Raw genomic sequence first — 20,556 nt, forward strand, 5'->3', positions numbered from 1 at the left:
ATGGGTAATTGCCATGACTGATGTTCTCGCAGACTTTCCCCAAGGTTAGAATGCACGAAATCAGGATGAGCCAATGACCGAACACACGCTCTCGGAAGCCGAATACGACGCCATCACCGACGCCGCTGCGCATTGGTGCATGCGTCTGCACGCCAATGATTGCACCGAGCAGGAGCGCCAGGCTTTCGCGCAATGGCGGGATGCACATCCCCTCCACGCCTTCGAGTACGAGGCGATGCTGGAAATCTGGGATGTCGCCGGGGACTTGCCTTGCCCCGCCCCCGTCGTGCCGATGGTTCGAGCCAAGCCCCAGACGCCCTGGCGCACCTTGGGCATCGCTGCCGCCGTGTGTGCCCTGGCGTTGCCGCTGGCCGCGTTCAGCGGCTGGCACTTGGGTTGGCTGCCCAATTCGTACCAGCATTTCGAATCGACCGACCACGTCCGCACGGTCACCTTGAACGATGGCAGTCAGGTCGAACTGAACCTCGGTAGCGAACTGACGTACAGCAACTACAAGGATCAGCGGCAAGTCACGCTGAAAAAAGGCGAGGCCTTCTTCAGCGTCAGCCACGACACTCGTCACCCGTTTATCGTCAAGGCGGCCGAGGGCCGCATACGCGTGACCGGAACCCAATTCAACGTCTGGATGTATGAAGACCAGGTGAAGGTGAACCTGATCGAAGGCTCGGTACTGGTCAGCAGCAACGATGACCTGCCCGGCGACGGCCTGCGACTGGGTCCGGCGATGCAGGCGAGCTATCGCCATGGTGATTTCACTCCGCGCATCAGCGATACCTATGACAATGACAGTTCGCTGGCCTGGCGCCAGGGCAAACTGGTGCTCGACGATCTGGCGCTGACCGATGCATTGCCCCTGATCAATCGCTATCTGGATAAACCGTTGATGGTCGCTGACAACAGCACCGGCTCGATCCACATCGGCGGCATCTACAACATCAAGGAGATCAACGGTCTGGTGAAGTCCCTGCCCCGGGTACTGCCGGTCTACCTGACACGCAATGACAACGGCAACCTGGTGGTCAACGCGATTCCGCAAAAGCCCCCGAAAAGCTGAAAAGGCCGCAACCCTTGTGTGGTACGGCCTTCTTCGTTCATTTCAAATACCCATCAGATCACTGCGCGGCCACCTTGGCAGCCTTTTCATCCTGCTGACGGATGGTCTGCACCTGATACTGCGGATCGGCGGTGATCTGTTGCTCGGTGAACGGCAACACGCTCAACTGCTTGTTCGAAAACGCCAGGGTCTGGTCCCGGGAATACTTGGACGCCGGGTCACTCGATAACGAAAACGCCAACAACCCTTTGGCCTGCGGCCCCTGCTCATCAAAGGTCACCACCTGCAAGTAACTGGTGCCGCTGACCACTTCACGCTTGCCGTCGGATCTCGGCACGCTCTGGATCGCGTTATAGACCCCCAGCGTGCCCGGCCCGCCGTGAATCGGTGTTTGCTGGCTACCGTTGCTGGCCACCTGGATATCGCCCCAGCGGCGGTCTGGTTTGAGGCCCGCAGCGCTGACTTGTTCGACCGAGGCCAGCATCGCCGCCCGCAGCGCCTGCGCCACATCCGGGCGATCGATCGCCAGGCCACGCGGGGTGTGTTGCGGGTCCAGCGGATCGAACGCCACGCGCCAGACGTCCGGGACCTGCTCCAACGCCGCCATGACATTCTGGAAGTGGACAAATCCAAGACCGCTGTTCAGGTTTGCCGTGCGATCCCACGCTTTGAGGCTGGTGCACAGGGGCGTAAGCACTTTTGCGTCGGTGCCGAGATCTTTCGCGCAAAACTGCAGCAAATCGGGCATCACTTGAACGGCCAGATACACCTGATCGTCCATGACCATGTGTTGCAAGTCCGTCGACCCAACCTTGGCCAGCGTATGCAATCGATCCAGCGCAAAACGCGCACGCAAACCCAGTGGCTGGCTGTCCTGGCTGATCAATGGCGAGTAGCCGGTCAGTGGTTGCGCCGGGTTGGCCATCCATGCCGAATCGTTGGAGTGCTGGACAAAATCCTTGCGCAGCAACTGCGGCAGTCTATCCGAGGCATAGATGCCGGCCTGCGCGGCCAGCGGGTCGATGTCCCAGGCACAGGCACTGCTGGAACCGTCGAGGATGATCATCTGCAAACCGATTCGTGGATCGCTGCACTGGGCGAGCTTGGCCGCACTGACGTTGGGCACCACCGACAAGTTCATGTACAGCGTCTGCCCCTGATCGTCCGCCGCCAGCGTGTTGACCCACGGAACCCCCTGGATCTTGTGCACCGAGGCCTGTAAATCCTTGAGGTTACGGGCGCGGTTCATTGCGTACCACTGTTGCAGCACGCGGTCGTTATCCAGGTTGGCATCGCGCAAGCTGTAGGCGTACTGATGGTCCCAATCCAGCTTTCCAGGCCATTGCACCACCGGGCCGAACTTCGAGTTGTAGATCACATGGGAAATCGCCCGGACCTGCCCGTCCGCCTGTTTGACGTTGATGGTCACGGCTTGCTTTTCCATCGGCAAGGACTGGCCGTCGAGCAGATAACGGGTCGAATCCCCGGGATCAAGTTGCAGACGGTACAGCGTGAAGTGCCTGGACGAATCCACAGTGTGGGTCCAGGCCAGATGTTGATTGAAACCGATGTTGATCACCGGCAGGCCGGGCAACGCCGCGCCCATCACGTCCAGTTTGCCGGGAATGGTCAGGTGCATCTGATAAAAACGCATGCCGCCCACCCACGGAAAGTGCGGATTGGCCAGCAACATGCCGCGGCCATTGAAAGAACGCTCGCTGCCGACCGCGACGGCGTTGCTGCCCCGGTCCAGGGCAAAGCGCTGCATCCGCATGGCGGCCACCTGGAAACCTGCGTTTGACGCCTGAGTAACCGCCTCGGGAGGCGCGGCCCCGGCCAGGGCCTCGGCAAATTGCCCGACTCCGCCCTCGACCAGCAGGCGCCGGGTCAACTTGAGCAGATCCATCGTCGTGATATCCCGCACCCAGTCGCCCTGGCATTGCGCCGGCAAGCCCTGTGCGCGACGTTCGGCCAGCGAACGGTTATAACCCGCCACGTACCCCTCAATGAGTTCGCGGACCTCCGGAGTTTGCGCCTGCCAGAAACCGGTCACGGCCTGTGGTGTATTCAACCAGGTGAAAAACACATCGCTGACCAGATTCTCCCGCTCTTCGACGGTGAACTGATCCGGCCCGAAATACCGCGAACGTTCGCCGTTCACCGTAGTGATCTCGTTGGCCAGCAGGCACAGGTTGTCCTGGGCGTAGGCATAGCCGATGCCGTAGCCGAGCCCGCGCTCGTTGTCGGCGCGGATATGCGGCACGCCGAAACTGGTTCGGCGAATGTCCGCGCTCGTTTGCGAAGGCGTACCGCTCGCGCTCGCAGCAAGGCTCAGCCCCAGGCTCAACCCCAGTGTCACACCCGCCAGGCTCAACCTGGCTAACTGGCTGGAAATAATCACGCTCGCTCCTGATCGAAAAAACGATGGCCACTGCTGCGCATACCCACACGCAGTGTGCCTCCCTGTAGGGACGAAGCTCACATCAAAAATTTAGGGTTTTACCGCCCATTGGCACAGGGTCTGACAGGTTGATCACACGTTGGCGACAAAATTTCTACATTTGAGCCTTCATGATTTGCGCTGCTCATACGTCTAGTCATGTAAGAGCGCCCACATTTTCCTGATCAGGCTCTGAAAAGGAGTTTTGCAATGTACAACTCGCAACTGCCAACGGACGGTAGCAATGCGCCAAAGGGTACTTCCATGGGAGTCAGCGTATTCGAGCCGCGTACCGATCGCCACAGCAACGAGCGCATCCGGGTCCTGCTCAAAAGCTATGGTCTGCGAACCAGCCTGATCCGCCTGAAAGTCATCGATGCCTTGCTGACGGCCGCCGAAAGCGACCGCAGCCTCGGCGTACGCGGTGTGCACAGCCAATTACTGGACCTGGATGTTCCATTGTCCTTTCTCAGCGTGCGTGAAGTGCTGAAGCGCTTGTGCAGCGAAGGCGTGATTGTCCTCAACCCCGATAAAAGCTACAGCCTGCACCCTCAGGCTGCTGCCATCCTGCGCAACCAATGATCGAATGATCAGGGCTTGACCTTGCGGCGCATCACGCCATTGATGACCACCACGACCACCGCCACGCCTATGGCGATGTACTGGAACACTTTTTCGCTGATGACGCCGGTATTCTGCAACCAGGAAAGGCCAAACATGATCCCCAGTACCGCCAGGGAGATCAGAATCGAGTATTTCAAACGTTGCGACTGAGTCATTGCGGGTTCCTGAATCTGAAAAATGTATCCGGTTTGTATCGGCACGCATGCCAAGCGCTTACCCTGTTTCGGGGATAAGCCGCTATGAGCGGGGTCTCATGTTACAGCCGATGAAGAGTTTTAGCTTCATTTCGGCGATAACCATGAGGAATTCCAAAATGTTGCGTCGAATCACACGGCTGATTCCCCTGCTTGCCATCCTGACCCTGAGCGGATGCATTGTTTTCCCCCATGGGGGCTGGCACCACGATCACTACTACGACCATGGCGGACCGGGTTACTACCAACATCGTTAATAGCTCAACGCCCCGAATCCTTTCTGTAAAAGTCATTGCCGGGCTGGGCACACAACTCTACCAGCCAATCGACAAACACACGCACCCGCCGGGATAACTGGCGGTGCGGCGGATAAAGCGCAGTCATCGGCATGCCCGGTGGCGGCACGTCCCTGAGCACTTCACACAAACGTCCCTCCTCCAGTTGCCGCGCCACGTGATAGTACGGCGTCTGCACCAGGCCATATCCGGCCTCGCACGCCGCCAGATAGCCATCGGCACTGTTGACCGCCACCTGCTTGGGCAGGTCGACCGACTGCACCTGGCCATCCACGACAAACTCCAGCCCATAGCGTTTTCCGCTGCTGCTGGAGAAGTACTCGACCACCTGATGCCCACGCAGGTCATCCAGCGTACGCGGCGTCCCGTGCCGCTGCAGATAGCCGGGGCTGGCACAGGTCACCTGATCCATCATCACCAGCGGCCGCGCCACCAACGAATCGTCCAGTGGCGAACCGCCGCGCAATACACAATCGACACCTTCGCGAATCAGGTCGATCGGTCGGTCGTTCAAGCCAATTTCCAGTTCGATCAAGGGGTAGCGGGCGGTGAATTGCGGCAGTGCCGGGATCACCACCAGGCGCCCCACTCCCGCCGGCATGTCCACGCGCAACAGCCCCTTGGGATTGTGCCGTGCTGCACTGAACACCGCTTCGGTCTCTTCAAGATCCGCCAGCAAGCGCACGCAACGCGGGTAATAGGCCGCACCGTCGAGCGTCAGGCTGATCTGCCGCGTGGTCCGTTGCAGCAGTTGTACCCCCAGATGTGCCTCCAGTTGCTTGATCAGGATGGTCACCGAGGCCCGGGGCAATTGCAGGCTGTCGGCGGCCCTGGCAAAGCCACCCAGCTCGACGATTCGGGTAAAGACGCGCATGGCGTTGAAACGGTCCATTGCTGGCTCCACCGGCAGATTGTTTAGATTTAACGAATAGTGATAGCCGTTTTAGCCGGTTTATCTTGTTTCTGTCGAGGCGAACAATGGCGATTCACTTCACAGGGAGCTGATTTCATGCACACACGTCAATTGGGAAAAAACGGTCCGCAGGTTTCGGCCATCGGCCTGGGTTGCATGGGCATGACCGACTTCTATACCACCGGCACTGACACCCGCGAAGCCACCGCCACCCTGCATCGCGCGCTGGAACTGGGCGTCAACCTGCTCGATACCGCCGACATGTATGGCCCGCACACCAATGAAGAACTGATTGGCAAGGCCATTGCCGGCAAGCGCGACCAAGTGTTCCTGGCCAGCAAGTTCGGTATCGTCCGCGACCCGGCCAACCCCGGCGCCCGGGGCGTCAACGGTCGGCCGGAATACATTCGCCAGTCTGTCGACGGCAGCTTGAAACGCCTCGGCGTGGACACCCTGGACCTGTATTACCAGCACCGCATCGACCCGCAGGTGGCCATTGAAGAAACCGTTGGCGCCATGGCCGAGCTGGTCAGTGCCGGCAAAGTCCGTTACCTGGGATTGAGCGAGGCCTCGGTGACGACACTGGAACGGGCGCACAAGGTTCATCCGATCAGTGCGTTGCAAAGTGAATATTCGTTGTGGAGCCGTGATCAGGAAGAAAACGGTTGCCTGGCGGCCTGCCAGCGCCTGGGCATCGCCTTTGTGCCTTATAGCCCGTTGGGCCGGGGTTTTCTGACCGGTGCATTGAAAAGTCCGGATGATTTCGCCGCAGACGATTACCGCCGTTTCAGCCCGCGCTTCCAGGGCGAAAACTTCGCGAAGAACCTGCTGCTGGTGCAGCAGGTTCAAGCGCTCGCGGCAGAGAAAGGCGTGACCGCCGGACAACTGGCGCTGGCGTGGGTGCTGGCCCAGGGTGATTACCTGATCCCGATTCCAGGCACCAAGCAACGTCGATACCTGGAAGAAAACGTGGCTGCGCTGGAGGTGACACTGAGCGCCGAAGAACTGCACGCGCTGGAGTCGGTCTTTGCGGCTAATGCCACCGCTGGCCTGCGTTATCCGGAAGAAGTCATGAAACTGCTCGACCGGTAAGGGTCGCCGGCCCGTTCGATGGATTGAGCGGGCCTGGGCAACACGGCGTCAGGTCTTGACCGGGAGATCATTTCCAGATATCGCAAAAGCAAGATCAAAAGATCGTCCGCTGCGTCGGCAATCGTGTGAGTACGCCCTTCAAATAGGCATACGGATCGTGCCCATTGAGGCGTGCTGACTGGATCAAGCTCATGATCGCAGCCGCACGTTTTCCGCTGCATGTCGAGCCCGCGAAAATCCAGTTCCAGCATCGAGTGCCCACGGCTGGATTCAAGGCAACGCATTAAACTGCACGCTGGTGTCGCCCAAAAATCGCCACGCGAGCTTTGTTATATGTTCCGGATTGGTCGACGTACAAAATGTGGCGCCTGGCTCGTGACCACATGTGAATTCTGGATGACGTGCCAGGTAACCAGCAAGACTGCTTGCCGTCACTTTTGGTTGAGAGAAAATCTCGACATCGTTTGGGATGGCCTCTGCGAACAGATCTTCGATCAACGGATAATGGGTGCAGCCGAGCAATACCCCGTCTAAGCGTTCCTCGCCCAATCGCCGCATTAACAGTGTCACGTAACGTCGGACGGCGCGCCTGAGATCCTGCACCGGGGCATTTGCCTCAATGAGTCGAACGAGACTAGGGCAGGCTTGCTGCACGATATTGACATTCGGCGCTCGCTTCGCGGTCTCCTCGACAAATACTCGACTTTCCACGGTATAGCGTGTTGCAAAGACGGCCACGGTCTTCTTTCCGTGGTTTTGCAAGCCACTATCGGATCCGGCTGACCAAGGAACACCAGTCATCGCCTCCACCATTGGGACGATAACGCCGATCACTCGTTTGTCCGGGTAGCGAGTTGGAAGCCATGTTTGCTGAAGACGGCGCAGGCCGGTTGCAGCTGCCGTGTTACAGGCGACGACGATCAGCGAGCAGCCCAACTCAAAGAGTCGCTCCAACGAAGATACTGTGAACTCATAGATCGTGTCGGCGTCTCGATCGCCATAAGGCGCATTACCGTGGTCGCCGTAATAGACGAAACGCTGATCAGGAAAGGTATCCCGAAGCGCTCTGAAGACCGTTAGTCCACCGCTACCAGAATCAAATATCCCGATCATTTTTCCTCGCTTGGCATAGCGATATCTACATTCGTGATCTACGCCCTGAATGATAGCGGGATCGACCAACGACGCTAGCAGTTGCAATCTGGGAAGGTGTAATCGCTGAACGCTTACCAAACAACGAGGTCGAGCGTTAGCTCACCTCGCGGTGCTGTTGCGGTGCACGCCCCCTCGGGAGGCCGAGCGCAGGTTCTGCGCAGTGGGCAACCCGGCATGGATGCCGGGTTAGCCGCGTACGGCCATGGGTGGCCGATCGCGGCGGGCCCACGGAGCAAGACCGGAGCGAGGGGATGCCGAGCCTGGGCGAGGCACCGAACGTAAGGGGCAAAAGCGTTTGGTTACTTGGCGCTTTTCCAAGTAACCCGCTGTGAAAGCGGAACCATAGGTGGCCGTTACCGCAGAAATGGATATGTACACAACCAATAAAGTACGCCAGCCATGAGGCCGCCATCGCCAGCAAGCCGGCTCCTACAGGTATCGGTGTTCCCCGGGGACACGCACCTTCTGCCTTTTACCTGACGATTTTGTAATGTGCCCCTCATCTGCCTGACAGCGTTGATCTACCATCATCGAACGGCGGATCTCTGTAGTACTCCGAAACACTCCTTGAATGCCTGACCGGAAAAATGGTCAGAATGCGTTCTTTTTGCCCGTTAGCCGAGACGAATCCAATGCAAAACCCTCTGCGCCTGATCGCCCTGAGCGCCCTGTTCATTTCCTCCCTGGCCCAGGCAGCCGACCTCATTCCGATCGAGGTTCATCGCGACGCCAATTGTGGTTGCTGCAAAAAATGGATCACTCACCTGGAGGCCAATGGCTTCAAGGTCGAAGACCACGTCGAAGCCAACATGAGTGAGTTCAAGCATCAGCACGGTGTACCGCCGCGCCTGGCGTCGTGCCACACCGCCTTGATCAACGGCAAATTCGTCGAAGGTCATGTCCCCGCCGATCAGGTCCTGGCCCTGAGCAAGCGCGACGATCTGCTGGGCGTCGCCGCCCCTGGCATGCCCATGGGGTCGCCCGGCATGGAAATGGATGGCATGAGCGATGCCTATCAGGTCATTGGCCTGAAAAAGGACGGCACTGACGTGGTGATTGCGGACTACCCCGCCCATTGATGTCCGGCGCATACCTCGGGCTGTTTTTCGCCGCATTCGGCGCCGCCACGCTGCTGCCGCTGCAATCCGAAGCCGTGCTGGTCGCACTGCTGCTCAGCGATCGGTATTGGCTCTGGGCGCTGCTGGCGGTGGCAACGTTCGGCAACGTACTGGGCTCGCTGCTTAACTGGTGGCTGGGGCGCGGGATCGAGCGGTTCCGCGATCGACGCTGGTTTCCGGTGAGCCCCCGGCATCTGGAACAAGCCCGACTTCATTACCAACGCTACGGCCATTGGTCATTGCTGCTCAGTTGGCTACCGGTGATCGGCGATCCGCTGACGCTGGTCGCCGGGGTCATGCGCGAGCCCCTGGGGCGCTTCCTGCTGATCGTCACCCTGGCCAAAGGCGCCCGTTACGGCGTGCTGGCCGTGGCGACATTGGGCTGGACGGGTTGAACCATCAAGGGCGGTGATTGCCTGTGTTTAATGTCGCCCTAATCGAGCCGATCCAGCATCGGCGGATTTTCCATGGAGTTGCCCCATGTCGCGCCCCTTCTCCCGCTGGCTACCCGGCCTGTTGCTGACCGCCGCACTGCCCGCCATCGCCCACGCAGAAAGACCGACATACGGCCCCGAACTCCAGGGTTTCGACTATCCGTACACACTCAAGCACTTCGCGTTCGAATCCCAGGGCCAATCCCTGCAAATGGGTTACATGGACGTCGCCGCCCACGGCAAGGCCAACGGTCGCAGCGTGGTACTGATGCACGGCAAGAATTTCTGCGGCGCCACCTGGGACAGTTCGATCAAAGCCCTCAGCGACGCGGGCTATCGGGTCATCGCCCCGGACCAGATCGGCTTCTGCAGCTCCAGCAAACCGGCACACTATCAGTACAGCTTCCAGCAACTGGCGACGAACACCCAACAATTGCTCAAGGCACTGGGCATCCAGAAAACGACCCTGCTGGGACATTCCACAGGCGGCATGCTCGCCACTCGCTATGCTTTGCAATACCCCGAACAGGTCGAGCAACTGGCGCTGGTCAACCCCATTGGCCTGGAAGACTGGAAAGCCCTCGGTGTGCCCTATCGCACGGTTGATCAATGGTACGAACGCGAACTCAAACTCAGCGCCGACGGTATCCGCAACTACGAACGCACCACGTATTACAGCGGACGCTGGAAACCTGAATTCGATCGCTGGGTCGACATGCTCGCCGGCCTGAACAGAGGCCCGGGGCATACGCAGGTCGCATGGAACTCCGCGCTGATCTACGACATGATCTTCACCCAACCGGTGTACTACGAATTCCACAACCTGCGGATGCCGACCCTGCTGTTGATCGGAACGTCCGATACCACCGCCATCGGCAGTGACATCGCCCCTCCCGAGGTCAAGGCGAAGATCGGGCACTACGACGTCCTCGGCAAACAAGTGGCCAGGCTGATTCCCCAGTCCACGCTGGTCGAATTCCCTGGCATGGGTCACGCGCCACAGATGGAAGAACCGGCACAATTCCACCAGGCCCTGCTCGCCTGGCTGAACAAGACCAACCCCGTGCGTTGAAGAGGAAAGGCTGATGCCTGTACAGATTGCAGTGCTTGATGATTGGCAGGATGTGGCGCGGGATGTGGTGGACTGGTCCGTGCTGGACAGCGCCGGCCAAGTGAGCTTTCTCCATGACTACCCCACCGATAACCCGTCCCTGGCCGAGCGTCTGGCCGGGTTTGAGGTGATTTGCGTGATGCGCGAGCGCACCCGCTTCGATGAAGACCTGCTGCGCCGCCTGCCGAGGCTCAAACTGCTGGTGACCGGCGGCATGCGCAACGCGGCCCTTGACCTGAAAGCCGCCGCCGCGCTGGGCATTCAGGTCTGCGGCACCGACAGCTACAAACACGCCGCACCGGAACTGACCTGGGCGCTGATCATGGCCGCAACCCGCAACCTGGTGGTCGAAGCCAATGCCTTGCGTGCCGGCCAGTGGCAACAAGGCTTGGGCGGCGACCTGCACGGCAAGACGCTGGCGATCCTCGGCCTTGGCAGCATCGGCCAGCGCGTCGCGCAGTTCGGTCAGGTGTTCGGTATGCGCGTCATCGCCTGGAGTGAAAACCTCACCGCCGAACGTGCGGCGCAAGTCGGTGTGACCTATGTCAGCAAGCAGGAACTGTTCGAACAGGCCGACGTGTTGTCGGTGCACCTGGTGCTCAGCGACCGCAGTCGGGGCCTGGTGGACGCGCAAGCACTAGGCTGGATGAAGCCCACGGCGCTGCTGGTAAATACCGCTCGCGGACCGATTGTCGATGAAGCGGCACTGATCAAGGCGCTTCAGAAACGGCGGCTGGCCGGTGCCGCTCTGGACGTCTTCGAACAGGAGCCGTTGCCCGTCCACCATCCGTTCCGGACGCTGGACAATGTGCTGGCGACACCCCATGTCGGGTACGTGAGCCAACATAACTACCAGCTGTTTTTCTCGCAAATGATCGAGGACATACAGGCCTGGTCTGTCGGCACCCCCATTCGTTTGCTGGGCTGATAGCGAGCCATCGTTCATCGTCGAAACACTACCCAGTGTCGGCTCGCTCGACCGATATGAGCGCTCCTTGCAAACACCGCCAGAACGTAATGAATAATTGTTCTTGCTGCGGTGTTCTCATGACATCAACCGTGAACATAAGATTGCCGGGGGCCGTCAGCCCCCTTCAATCGTTCAAGCCGTAGGCTGTTTCGACCTTGCGCTGCATCTGGCGGGGCGCGACCTGATCTGAAACGCATGAACCTGTGGAGCCAAGCCCATGAATATTCGTTTTGCCGTTCTGATGACCCCGCTGTTGCTGACCGTTGCGTTGTCCGGCTCCCTCGCCCTGGCCAACGGTGGTGGCGGCGGTGAAGAGCCCCCCGCCAGACCCCATTGCCCTAAAGGTCAGGTGCTCGACACCCGATCGCAGCGGTGCGTCAGGCAGACCAGCAACCTGGTGCCTGACGAAGACCGCACCAACTATGCCTATCAACTGGCCAAGGACGGGCGTTATGAAGAAGCCCTGGCCCTGCTCGACACACTGAAACAGCCAAATACGGCAAAAGCGTTGAACTATCGCGGCTACGCCACGCGTAAACTGGGGCGAACCGACGAAGGCATCGGTTATTACCTGCAATCGGTAAAACTCGACCCGCAATACGCGCAAGTCCGCGAGTACCTCGGCGAGGCCTATGTGGTCAAAGGCCGGCTGGATCTTGCACAGGAGCAACTGCAGCAGATCAAAGCCATCTGCGGCAATACCCAGTGCGAGGAGTACCAGGACCTGGCCGAAGCCATCGACGATTCATCGAAAACCTGACAACCCGAGCGGACGGAGGTCGCCATCGCCAGCGATCAGACAATACGAACGGAACTGTACCAGCACCTGGCGCGTTTATGGCGCTACGGCCTGCTGTTGTCCCGACAACGGCATGTCGCCGATGACCTGGTACAGGCCACCTGCGTGCGGGCGCTTGAGCGGGCCGGGCAATACGAGCCTGGAACGCGCATGGACCGCTGGCTGCTGAGCATTCTGCATTCGATCTGGCTCAACGAAGTCCGTGCCCAACGGGTGCGTCAAGGCCAGGGCCGGGTGGATGCCGATCAGGCCTTGTCGTTCGATGGAGAATCCGTGGCGCAGACCCACGTGTTGGCGGCACAGGTCATCCGGCGCGTCGATGCATTGCCCGAGGCCCAGCGCGAAACCGTGTTTCTCGCCTACGTCGAAGGGTTGTCTTACCGCGAAGTCGCCGATGTGTTGCAAGTGCCCATCGGCACGGTCATGAGTCGCCTTGCCGCCGCTCGGGCGAAACTGGCCGAATACCCACCGTTGCACTCGGTGCCCAACCCTAACCGAGGAGAACATTGATGAGCGCAAGACCCTCGGACGAACAACTGGTGGCGTACCTCGACAATCAACTCGATGCCGAGCAGCGCTCGCACATCGACGCGGCCATCATCGCCGACCCGATGCTCGGCCTTCGCCTGCAATGGCTGGGTCGCAGCAGCCTGCCGTTCAAGGACGCCTACGATGAGCTGGGCCGGCAGGCCCCGGTGGATCGCCTGCAAGCCATGCTCGCCACGCTGCCCTCTCCCGTCCGCCCTGCACTCAATCGACGCTGGTTCCTTGCCGCGGCAGCCGGCCTGTTGGCCGGCGGCGTGCTGGCGGACCGTTTGTTCCTCGGCTGGCAAGCGAGCCAGCAGACACACAGCTGGCGCGGCCTGGTGGCCGATTATATGGCGCTCTACGTGCCGGAAACCCTTGACCATTTACCCGCTGATGAAGCCAGCCAACGGGCACAACTGCGGACCATCGATACGCGTCTGGGCCTTGACCTAGCACCGGCAAAACTGAGCCTGCCCCGTGCCGAGTTCAAGCGTGCGCAAATCCTCGAGTACGACGGTGCGCCCATTGCCCAGATCACCTACCTCGATCCGGCGCACGGCCCCATGGCGCTGTGCGTCACCCGCTCCAACAGCGGCAGTCGCCAATTTGCCCGGGAGCGGCGGCGCGAGCTGAACATCGTGTATTGGGCAGACATGGAGCACGCCTGGATGCTGATCGGGCATCAGCCGATGACGGATCTGGAGGAGATGGCCAAGCTGTTGCACAGCCGGTTGAGTACTTGATACAGCGTGACAGGCTTGCGGGGTCTTGAAAATGCCTCGCAAGCCATCATGCTGTCCTGCTGTCGACGCCCGACTTCTCGAGGTCTTGTAGCCTCGGCGGCACTCCATCCGCCCCCTTCATCATCGTATATTTCACCGCATCGCCAACAAGAAAACAGGCATCACCTTCTGCGGTGATATTGAGTCCGATCCGGACTGCCACTGCGCAACAGCCGCCATCAGGCATGACCATCGCAAACTTTGTCGACAGGCTTTCGACCCTGACGTCCCTGATTGCACTGATCGTGCCTCGCCCGCTGGTCGTTATTGTTGGCGCGTTCATTCGTCTCCTCCAGCCTTGCCACCGTCTCTTGGCTTCGCAGCCCAATGAAACGCGCAAACGCAGCGCCTTGCTACTGTCAAACCTGACAGATGATGCTGCCGTTTGTCGTAATCACACCGGCGTTGGCAACCACAAGCGAAACCGCGCCCCGCCCAGCGGCGAGGCTTCCACCGTCAGCATGCCGCCCTGGACCTCCAGCGCCCGGCGGCTGATCGCCAGGCCCAGGCCGAAACCACCCGTGGCGCGATCGCGGCTGCGGTCGAGGCGGTAAAACGGTTCGAAAATCCGCTCGCGCTCGTCATCCGGAATGCCGATGCCGTCATCGTCGACCAGGATCTCACAGCCGCCGGCGTAGACTTGCACACCGATCTGAATACGTTTCTCACAATAGCGCATGGCATTGCGCAGCAGGTTTTGCAAGGCGCGGGCGGTCAGGCGCGGGTCCAGGCTGAAGCGTTCGAGCTGGCCGTGCAGCAGCACGTCGATGACGATTTCCGGGGACTCCATTTCTTCGTCGACGCTGCCAAGGATGCTGTCGATGAATTCATCCAGCGACACCTCGACCTGCTCCGTCAGCCCCGCCGGGTTTTGCAGGCGACTGTAGGACAGCAGTTCCAGCACCAATTCATCGAGTTCCCGGATGTGCGCCACCAGGCTTTGCAGGCGCTCGCGGCTGGCCGTCGGCAAGTCGTCGGACAGCGCCAGCGCCAAGCCGAAGTCCAGGCGCGTCAGCGGCGTGCGCAACTCGTGGGACACCGCATTGAGCAAGTCCCGCTGCTGGTTGAGCAGGTTCTCGATATCGCCGGCCATGGTGTCGAACACACTGGCCAGGCTGCCGATGTTGGAGCTCGGTGATATTTGCGTGCGCTCGCTCAAGTGGCCCTTGCCAAAGCGTTCGGCCGCGCCCTTGAGGCGTTCCAGGTCACGCCAGTGCGGGCGCAGCCACAGCAACAGGCAAGCGAGCATGGTCGCGCCGATCAGTACGTTGATGCTCCAGTACAACAGGTTGACGTCCAACGGATCCGGTGGCACGACCATTTGCACCACGCTGCGCTCGTTCAGCGGTGTGACCGCCAGCGTGCGCCAGCCCCAGTCGCCCACGCGCACGACGTTCTCGCCGCGGCGCAAGCGCTGCTGTTCATCAGGTGTCAGGCTGCTGTCGTCATTGGCACTGAGCACGATGTGCAGTGGATTGAAGTCCTTGTCCATTTCAGCGGCCAGGGCCGGCCACTGTTCGGCCGGGGCCGCGTGAAACTGTTTGACGATCAGCGTTTGCAGCCCACGGGAGTAATCGAGGTTGTAGGTGACAAAGCGTTCGTGGAACACCTTGATCACCAGATCCGGTACCAGGTAGATCGCCGCGCTGAACGAGACGATGGTCACCAGGTACAAACGAAAGAGGATTCTGAACATCGGCTCAGCATTCCCACTCGGAACGACTGAACAGGTAGCCTTTGCCCCACACGGTCTTGATCTTGCGCGCCTCGCCGGCGTGATCGTCGAATTTGCGTCGCAACTTGGAAATCGCCACGTCCACCGAACGGTCGGTGCCGTTGAATTCGATACCGCGCAGGCGTTGCAGGATCTGGTCGCGGCTCAACACCTCACCGGCATGCCGGGCCAGCACCACCAACAGGTTGTACTCACCGCTGGACAGTTCCACCAATTGCTCGCGCCAGGTCACGGTGCGCTCGGACAAATCGATGCACAGGTTGCCCATCAGAATGCGGTCATTGGCGGTCTGCGGCTCGCTGAGACTGCTGCGGCGCAACAAGGTCCGCACCCGGGCCAGCAGCACACGCGGCTCGCACGGCTTGGTGACATAGTCGTCGGCCCCCATTTCCAGGCCCAGTACCTGGTCGTGGCTGTCGTCGCGGGCGGTGAGCATCAGGATCGGCAAGGTCGCCGAATCGGCGCGCAGCAGGCGACAGACCTGCAAGCCGTCGAGGCCGGGCAGCATCAGGTCGAGGATCACCAGGTCCGGCGGATTGAGCCGCGCACGTTCGCGCACATGATCACCGCGGCCGATCACGCTGACGGAATAACCGTTGCGCTCCAGGTAGCTGGCAATCAGTTCGGCGAGGGCGGTGTCGTCTTCGACCAGGAGGATGTTGGGCATGGGGTGTTTCCAGACAGTACATGGGCGCCTGCTCCGGCCCCTTCGCGAGCAGGCTCGCTCCCACACTGGTTCTGTGCCGTACACAAAATCCCTGTGGGAGCGGGGCTGCCCGCGAAGGCGGCCTGATAGACGCCATAAAATTCAAGGACTGAAGGATATACGCCCTCACTCGTCCCTGAGTAAAACCCTTACACATTTTTACACGGCGCCAACAAAGCTTCACCGCTACCCTCGCCTGTGCCCGGTAGGATGCCGGGAGTCAATATTGGGGTATTACATGTCGAAGAATCTGCTTGCCAGGCTCAGCCTGATTGCGCTCGCGATGACACTGGGCGCGTGTGACAAGTCCTCGAACGCCGAGGAACAGGCGCCGCTAGCCATGGTTCGCATCGAAACCGTCGAAGCGCGGCCACTGACCATCAGCAGTGAACTGAGCGGACGGATTGCCGCACCGCGCATTGCCGAAGTGCGCGCGCGCGTCGCCGGCGTAGTCTTGCAGCGGACCTTCCGTGAAGGCAGTGACGTGAAACAGGGCGATGTCTTGTTCCGCATCGACCCGGCGCCGTTCAAGGCTGACCTGGACAGCGCCGAAGCGGCGTTGCGCAAGGCCGAAGCCAACGCGTTCCAGGCCAGATTGCAGGAGCAACGCTACGCCCAGTTGATCGACGACAAGGCCATCAGCGGCCAGGACTACGACAACGCCCGGGCCAACGCACGGCAGACCGCCGCCGACGTCGCGGCCAGCAAGGCTGCAGTGGAGCGCGCCCGGTTGAACCTTGGCTACGCCACTGTCACCGCGCCGATTTCCGGGCGTATCGGTCGGGCGCTGGTCACCGAGGGCGCGCTGGTAGGGCAAAACGAGACCACTGCGCTGGCGTTGATTCAGCAACTGAACCCGATTCATGCCGACCTGACCCAGTCCACCCGCGAACTCAACGAACTGCGCCGCGCCTTCCGCTCCGGGCAGTTGCAGCAGGTCGGCCAGGACCAGGCCAGGGCCACGCTGATTCAGGATGACGGCAGCCTCTACCCGTTGCCAGGCAAAATGCTGTTCAGCGACATCACCGTCGACCCGGGCACCGGCCAGATTATCTTGCGCAGCGAGTTCCCCAACCCCGACCTCGACTTGCTACCTGGCAGTTTCGTACGCGTACGCCTGGAACAAGCGGTCAACCAGCAGGGCATCAGCGTGCCGCAACGTGCCGTCCAGCGCGACAGCGCCGGCGTCGCCCAGGTGCTGCTGCTCGACGCCGAACAGCGCGTCGGACAGCAACCGGTCGAACTGGGTGCCGTGCAGAACGATCGCTGGATCGTCACCGGCGGCCTGAAAGCAGGCGACCGCATCGTCATCGAAGGCCTGCAGCACGCCCGCCCTGGCGAGAAAGTGCAGATCGACGACACCCCTCTTCCACTTGCCCAGGTGACTGGTCAGTAAGCAGGACGCTTTTTTATGCCGCAGTTCTTTATCGACCGCCCGGTGTTCGCCTGGGTGGTTGCCCTGTTCATCCTGCTGGCCGGGGCACTGGCCATTCCGCAACTTCCGGTGGCGCAATACCCCGATGTGGCGCCGCCACAGATCGAAATCTACGCCGTGTACCCGGGCGCTTCGGCACAAACCGTGGACGAGAGCGTGGTCAGCCTGATCGAGGAAGAGCTCAACGGCGCCGATCACCTGTTGTATTTCGAATCCCAGAGCAGCCTGGGCAGCGCCACCATCAAGGCCACCTTCCAGCCAGGCACCAACCCGGAACTGGCTCAGGTGGATGTGCAGAACCGCCTCAAGGCCGTGGAGTCACGCCTGCCGCAAGCGGTGAACCAGCAAGGTTTGCAGGTGGAGAAAGTCTCCTCCGGTTTCCTGCTGTTGATCACCCTGACGTCCAGAGACGGCAAACTCGACGACGTGGCGCTCAGCGATTACCTGGCGCGTAACGTGATGAACGAAATCAAGCGTCTGGACGGCGTCGGCAAGGCGCAGCTGTACGGCGCCGAACGGGCGATGCGGATCTGGATCGACCCGCGCAAACTGCTCGCCTTCAACCTGACGCCGGCGGACGTCAACGCCGCCATCGTCGCGCAAAACGCCCAGGTGTCGGCTGGCAGCATCGGCGATCTGCCAACCCGCACCACCCAGGAAATCACCGCGACCATTCTGGTCAAGGGCCAGTTGTCGACCCCCGAAGAGTTTGCCGACATCGTCCTCAAGGCCAACCCGGACGGTTCGACCGTGCGCATCAGCGATGTGGCCCGGGTCGAGATCGGTAGCCAGGAATACCAGTTTTCCACGCGTCTGAACGGCAAACCGTCCACCGCCGTCGCCGTGCAGTTGTCGCCTGGCGCCAACGCACTGAACACCGCGACCCTGGTGCGGGCGAAGATGGACGAACTCAAGCGCTACTTCCCGGCGAACGTCGAGTACTCGATCCCGTACGACACTTCCCCCTTCGTCAAGGTCTCGATCACCAAAGTGGTCTACACCCTCGGCGAGGCGATGCTGCTGGTGTTCGCGGTGATGTTCCTGTTCCTGCAAAACATCCGCTACACGCTGATTCCGACGCTGGTGGTGCCGGTGGCGTTGATGGGCACTTTTGCGACGATGCTGGCGCTCGGGTTTTCGATCAACGTATTGACCATGTTCGGCATGGTGCTGGCGATCGGCATTCTGGTGGACGACGCCATCGTAGTGGTGGAGAACGTCGAGCGCATCATGGCCACCGAGGGTTTGTCACCCAGGGAGGCCACGCGCAAGGCCATGCAGCAAATCACCGGGGCCATCGTCGGTATCACCCTGGTGCTGGTCGCGGTGTTCATTCCGATGGCGTTCATGCAGGGTTCGGTCGGGGTGATCTACCAGCAGTTCTCGCTGTCGATGGCCACCTCGATCCTGTTCTCGGCATTCCTCGCCCTGACCTTGACCCCCGCCCTGTGCGCGACGTTGCTCAAGCCGATTGCCCAAGGCGAACACCACGAAAAGACCGGGTTCTTCGGCTGGTTCAACCGTCGCTTCGAGCGACTGACCGAGCGCTACCAGGGCTGGGTCGCCCATGCACTGAAACGCAGCGGGCGTTTCCTGCTGATCTACGGCGTGTTGCTGGTGGGTCTGGGCGTGTGCTTCATTCGCCTGCCCTCGTCGTTCCTGCCGGTGGAAGACCAGGGCTACACCATCACCGACATCCAGTTGCCGCCGGGAGCCAGCAAGAACCGCACGGTGCAGGTGGCCGAGCAGGTTGAAGCGCACAACGCCGGCGAACCGGGTATTCGTGACAGCGTGGTGATTCTCGGATTCAGCTTCTCTGGCAGCGGGCAGAATGCGGCGCTGACATTCAGCACGCTGAAAGACTGGTCCGAGCGCGGCAGCGACGACTCGGCCGCCTCGATCGCCGACCGGGCCAACGTCGCCCTCAGCCAGATCAAGGATGCGGTGACGTTTGCCGTACTGCCGCCGCCCGTGGATGGCCTGGGTACGTCCAGCGGATTCGAGTTCCGTTTGCAGGATCGCGGTGGTCTCGGTCATGAGAAGTTGATGGCGGCCCGCACCGAGCTACTCGCAGCAGCCGAAAAAAGTCCGATCCTGATGAACGTACGAGAAAGCGCCCTGGCCGAGGCACCGCAGGTGCAACTGATCGTCGACCGCAAGCAGGCCAACGCGCTGGGGGTGTCCTTTGCCGATGTCGGCGGAGTGCTGTCCACGGCCGTGGGTTCAGCCTACATCAATGACTTCCCCAATCAGGGGCGGATGCAACGCGTCGTGGTGCAGGCCGAGGGCGATCAACGCAGCCAGGTGGCAGACCTGCTGAACATTCACGTGCGTAACACCCACGAAAAAATGGTGCCATTGTCCGCCTTCGTGCAGGCCAGGTGGACGCAGGGCCCGGCGCAGTTGACCCGCTACAACGGCTACCCGGCGATCAGCATTTCCGGCGAACCGACGCCGGGCCACAGCACCGGTGAGGCCATGGCCGAGATCGAGCGGCTGGTGGCGCAAGGCCCGGCAGGCCTGGGCCAGGAATGGACCGGGTTGTCGTTGCAGGAGCGGCTGTCCGGCAGCCAGGCGCCGATCCTGTTGGGGCTGTCGCTGCTGATCGTGTTCCTGTGCCTGGCGGCGCTGTACGAGAGCTGGTCGATCCCGACCTCGGTGCTGCTGGTGGTGCCGCTGGGCGTGCTCGGTGCGGTGCTGGCCGTGACCTTGCGCGGGATGCCCAACGATGTGTTCTTCAAGGTCGGTCTGATCACCATCATCGGCCTGTCGGCGAAGAACGCGATCCTGATCATCGAGTTCGCCAAGAGCCTGTACGACGAAGGCCATGACCTGATCGACGCGACGCTGCAAGCGGCACGCCTGCGGTTGCGGCCGATCGTCATGACCTCGCTGGCGTTCATCCTTGGCGTAGTGCCGTTGGCAATCGCCACCGGCGCCAGTTCGGCGAGCCAGCAGGCGATCGGCACCGGGGTGATCGGCGGGATGATCACGGCGACCCTGGCCGTGGTGTTCGTGCCGGTGTTTTTTGTGGTGGTGATGAGGCTGGTGCGCAAGCGCCATAAAAACATCTAACCAACACCACCGATTACCTGTGGGAGCGAGCTTGCTCCGGGCGGCGATCCGACAATAGCGGTGTAACAGTCAAC

20 protein-coding genes and 1 pseudogene are annotated in these 20,556 nt (G+C 60.9%); 13 read left to right on the forward strand and 8 right to left on the reverse strand.

Going from position 1 to position 20,556, the window contains the following annotated elements:
- The first annotated feature begins 73 nt into the window (after positions 1-73).
- Positions 74-1,075: a FecR family protein gene (locus CAF65_RS18360; RefSeq protein WP_085717553.1), complete on the forward strand. Its 1,002-nt coding sequence runs from the start codon at positions 74-76 to the stop codon at positions 1,073-1,075.
- 58 nt (positions 1,076-1,133) lie between these two features.
- Here CAF65_RS18360 and CAF65_RS18365 read toward each other — a convergent pair whose 3' ends face one another.
- Complete coding sequence (locus CAF65_RS18365) at positions 1,134-3,476, reverse strand: acylase (RefSeq protein ID WP_085717554.1); 2,343 nt, start codon at positions 3,474-3,476, stop codon at positions 1,134-1,136.
- 249 nt (positions 3,477-3,725) lie between these two features.
- Between CAF65_RS18365 and CAF65_RS18370 the strand changes: the two genes are divergently transcribed.
- On the forward strand, positions 3,726-4,097 hold the full coding sequence (locus CAF65_RS18370) for a fe2+ zn2+ uptake regulation protein (RefSeq protein WP_085717555.1): 372 nt from the start codon (positions 3,726-3,728) through the stop codon (positions 4,095-4,097).
- 8 nt (positions 4,098-4,105) lie between these two features.
- Here the strand turns inward: CAF65_RS18370 and CAF65_RS18375 are convergent, their stop codons facing one another.
- Positions 4,106-4,294, reverse strand: coding sequence for a hypothetical protein (locus CAF65_RS18375; protein ID WP_085717556.1), 189 nt, complete (start codon positions 4,292-4,294; stop codon positions 4,106-4,108).
- A 158-nt stretch (positions 4,295-4,452) separates the two neighbouring features.
- Between CAF65_RS18375 and CAF65_RS28485 the strand changes: the two genes are divergently transcribed.
- Positions 4,453-4,590: a hypothetical protein gene (locus CAF65_RS28485; protein WP_178076715.1), complete on the forward strand. Its 138-nt coding sequence runs from the start codon at positions 4,453-4,455 to the stop codon at positions 4,588-4,590.
- Between the two features lie 4 nt (positions 4,591-4,594).
- On the opposite strand, the gene CAF65_RS18385 is transcribed toward CAF65_RS28485, so the two are convergent.
- Positions 4,595-5,521 (reverse strand): LysR family transcriptional regulator, encoded by a 927-nt coding sequence (locus CAF65_RS18385; protein WP_085717558.1) that lies wholly within the window; start codon positions 5,519-5,521, stop codon positions 4,595-4,597.
- Between the two features lie 117 nt (positions 5,522-5,638).
- Here CAF65_RS18385 and CAF65_RS18390 point away from each other — a divergent pair, with 117 nt between their 5' ends.
- Positions 5,639-6,634: an aldo/keto reductase gene (locus CAF65_RS18390; RefSeq protein ID WP_085717559.1), complete on the forward strand. Its 996-nt coding sequence runs from the start codon at positions 5,639-5,641 to the stop codon at positions 6,632-6,634.
- A 94-nt stretch (positions 6,635-6,728) separates the two neighbouring features.
- Here CAF65_RS18390 and CAF65_RS18395 read toward each other — a convergent pair.
- Positions 6,729-6,904: pseudogene (locus tag CAF65_RS18395) on the reverse strand (transposase domain-containing protein); the annotation flags it as partial.
- Complete coding sequence (gene murI, locus CAF65_RS18400; protein WP_085717560.1) at positions 6,905-7,747, reverse strand: glutamate racemase; 843 nt, start codon at positions 7,745-7,747, stop codon at positions 6,905-6,907.
- Between the two features lie 674 nt (positions 7,748-8,421).
- On the opposite strand from murI, the gene CAF65_RS18405 reads away from it, so the two are divergent.
- From CAF65_RS18405 to CAF65_RS18435, 7 genes are all read left to right on the forward strand, one after another.
- Positions 8,422-8,868, forward strand: a complete 447-nt coding sequence (locus tag CAF65_RS18405; protein WP_085717561.1) for a DUF411 domain-containing protein — start codon at positions 8,422-8,424, stop codon at positions 8,866-8,868.
- On the forward strand, positions 8,868-9,302 hold the full coding sequence (locus CAF65_RS18410) for a YqaA family protein (RefSeq protein ID WP_085717562.1): 435 nt from the start codon (positions 8,868-8,870) through the stop codon (positions 9,300-9,302). The genes CAF65_RS18405 and CAF65_RS18410 overlap by 1 nt, the downstream gene beginning before the upstream one ends.
- A gap of 85 nt (positions 9,303-9,387) precedes the next feature.
- Positions 9,388-10,413, forward strand: a complete 1,026-nt coding sequence (locus CAF65_RS18415) for an alpha/beta fold hydrolase (protein ID WP_085717563.1) — start codon at positions 9,388-9,390, stop codon at positions 10,411-10,413.
- Positions 10,414-10,426: 13 nt separating this feature from the next.
- Positions 10,427-11,380 (forward strand): D-2-hydroxyacid dehydrogenase family protein, encoded by a 954-nt coding sequence (locus CAF65_RS18420; RefSeq protein WP_085717564.1) that lies wholly within the window; start codon positions 10,427-10,429, stop codon positions 11,378-11,380.
- A 259-nt stretch (positions 11,381-11,639) separates the two neighbouring features.
- Positions 11,640-12,182: a tetratricopeptide repeat protein gene (locus tag CAF65_RS18425; RefSeq protein ID WP_085717565.1), complete on the forward strand. Its 543-nt coding sequence runs from the start codon at positions 11,640-11,642 to the stop codon at positions 12,180-12,182.
- A gap of 66 nt (positions 12,183-12,248) precedes the next feature.
- Positions 12,249-12,731 carry an RNA polymerase sigma factor gene (locus CAF65_RS18430; protein ID WP_371919018.1) on the forward strand — a complete coding sequence of 161 codons (483 nt, stop codon included), beginning with the start codon at positions 12,249-12,251 and terminating at the stop codon, positions 12,729-12,731.
- Positions 12,731-13,492, forward strand: coding sequence for a transcriptional regulator (locus CAF65_RS18435; protein WP_085717567.1), 762 nt, complete (start codon positions 12,731-12,733; stop codon positions 13,490-13,492). Before CAF65_RS18430 ends, CAF65_RS18435 begins: the two co-directional genes overlap by 1 nt.
- 46 nt (positions 13,493-13,538) lie before the next feature.
- Here the strand turns inward: CAF65_RS18435 and CAF65_RS18440 are convergent, their stop codons facing one another.
- From CAF65_RS18440 to CAF65_RS18450, 3 genes are all read right to left on the reverse strand, one after another.
- Positions 13,539-13,814, reverse strand: a complete 276-nt coding sequence (locus CAF65_RS18440) for a hypothetical protein (RefSeq protein WP_085717568.1) — start codon at positions 13,812-13,814, stop codon at positions 13,539-13,541.
- Positions 13,815-13,925: 111 nt separating this feature from the next.
- Positions 13,926-15,227 (reverse strand): ATP-binding protein, encoded by a 1,302-nt coding sequence (locus CAF65_RS18445; RefSeq protein ID WP_085717569.1) that lies wholly within the window; start codon positions 15,225-15,227, stop codon positions 13,926-13,928.
- 4 nt (positions 15,228-15,231) lie between these two features.
- Positions 15,232-15,933, reverse strand: a complete 702-nt coding sequence (locus CAF65_RS18450) for a response regulator transcription factor (RefSeq protein WP_007985461.1) — start codon at positions 15,931-15,933, stop codon at positions 15,232-15,234.
- 277 nt (positions 15,934-16,210) lie between these two features.
- On the opposite strand from CAF65_RS18450, the gene CAF65_RS18455 reads away from it, so the two are divergent.
- Positions 16,211-17,368, forward strand: coding sequence for an efflux RND transporter periplasmic adaptor subunit (locus tag CAF65_RS18455; protein WP_085717570.1), 1,158 nt, complete (start codon positions 16,211-16,213; stop codon positions 17,366-17,368).
- A 15-nt stretch (positions 17,369-17,383) separates the two neighbouring features.
- Complete coding sequence (locus CAF65_RS18460) at positions 17,384-20,482, forward strand: efflux RND transporter permease subunit (RefSeq protein ID WP_085717571.1); 3,099 nt, start codon at positions 17,384-17,386, stop codon at positions 20,480-20,482.
- Positions 20,483-20,556: the final 74 nt, after the last annotated feature.

This window comes from Pseudomonas sp. B28(2017) (genome assembly GCF_002113025.1).
In the GTDB taxonomy this organism is placed as follows: Bacteria; Pseudomonadota; Gammaproteobacteria; order Pseudomonadales; family Pseudomonadaceae; genus Aquipseudomonas.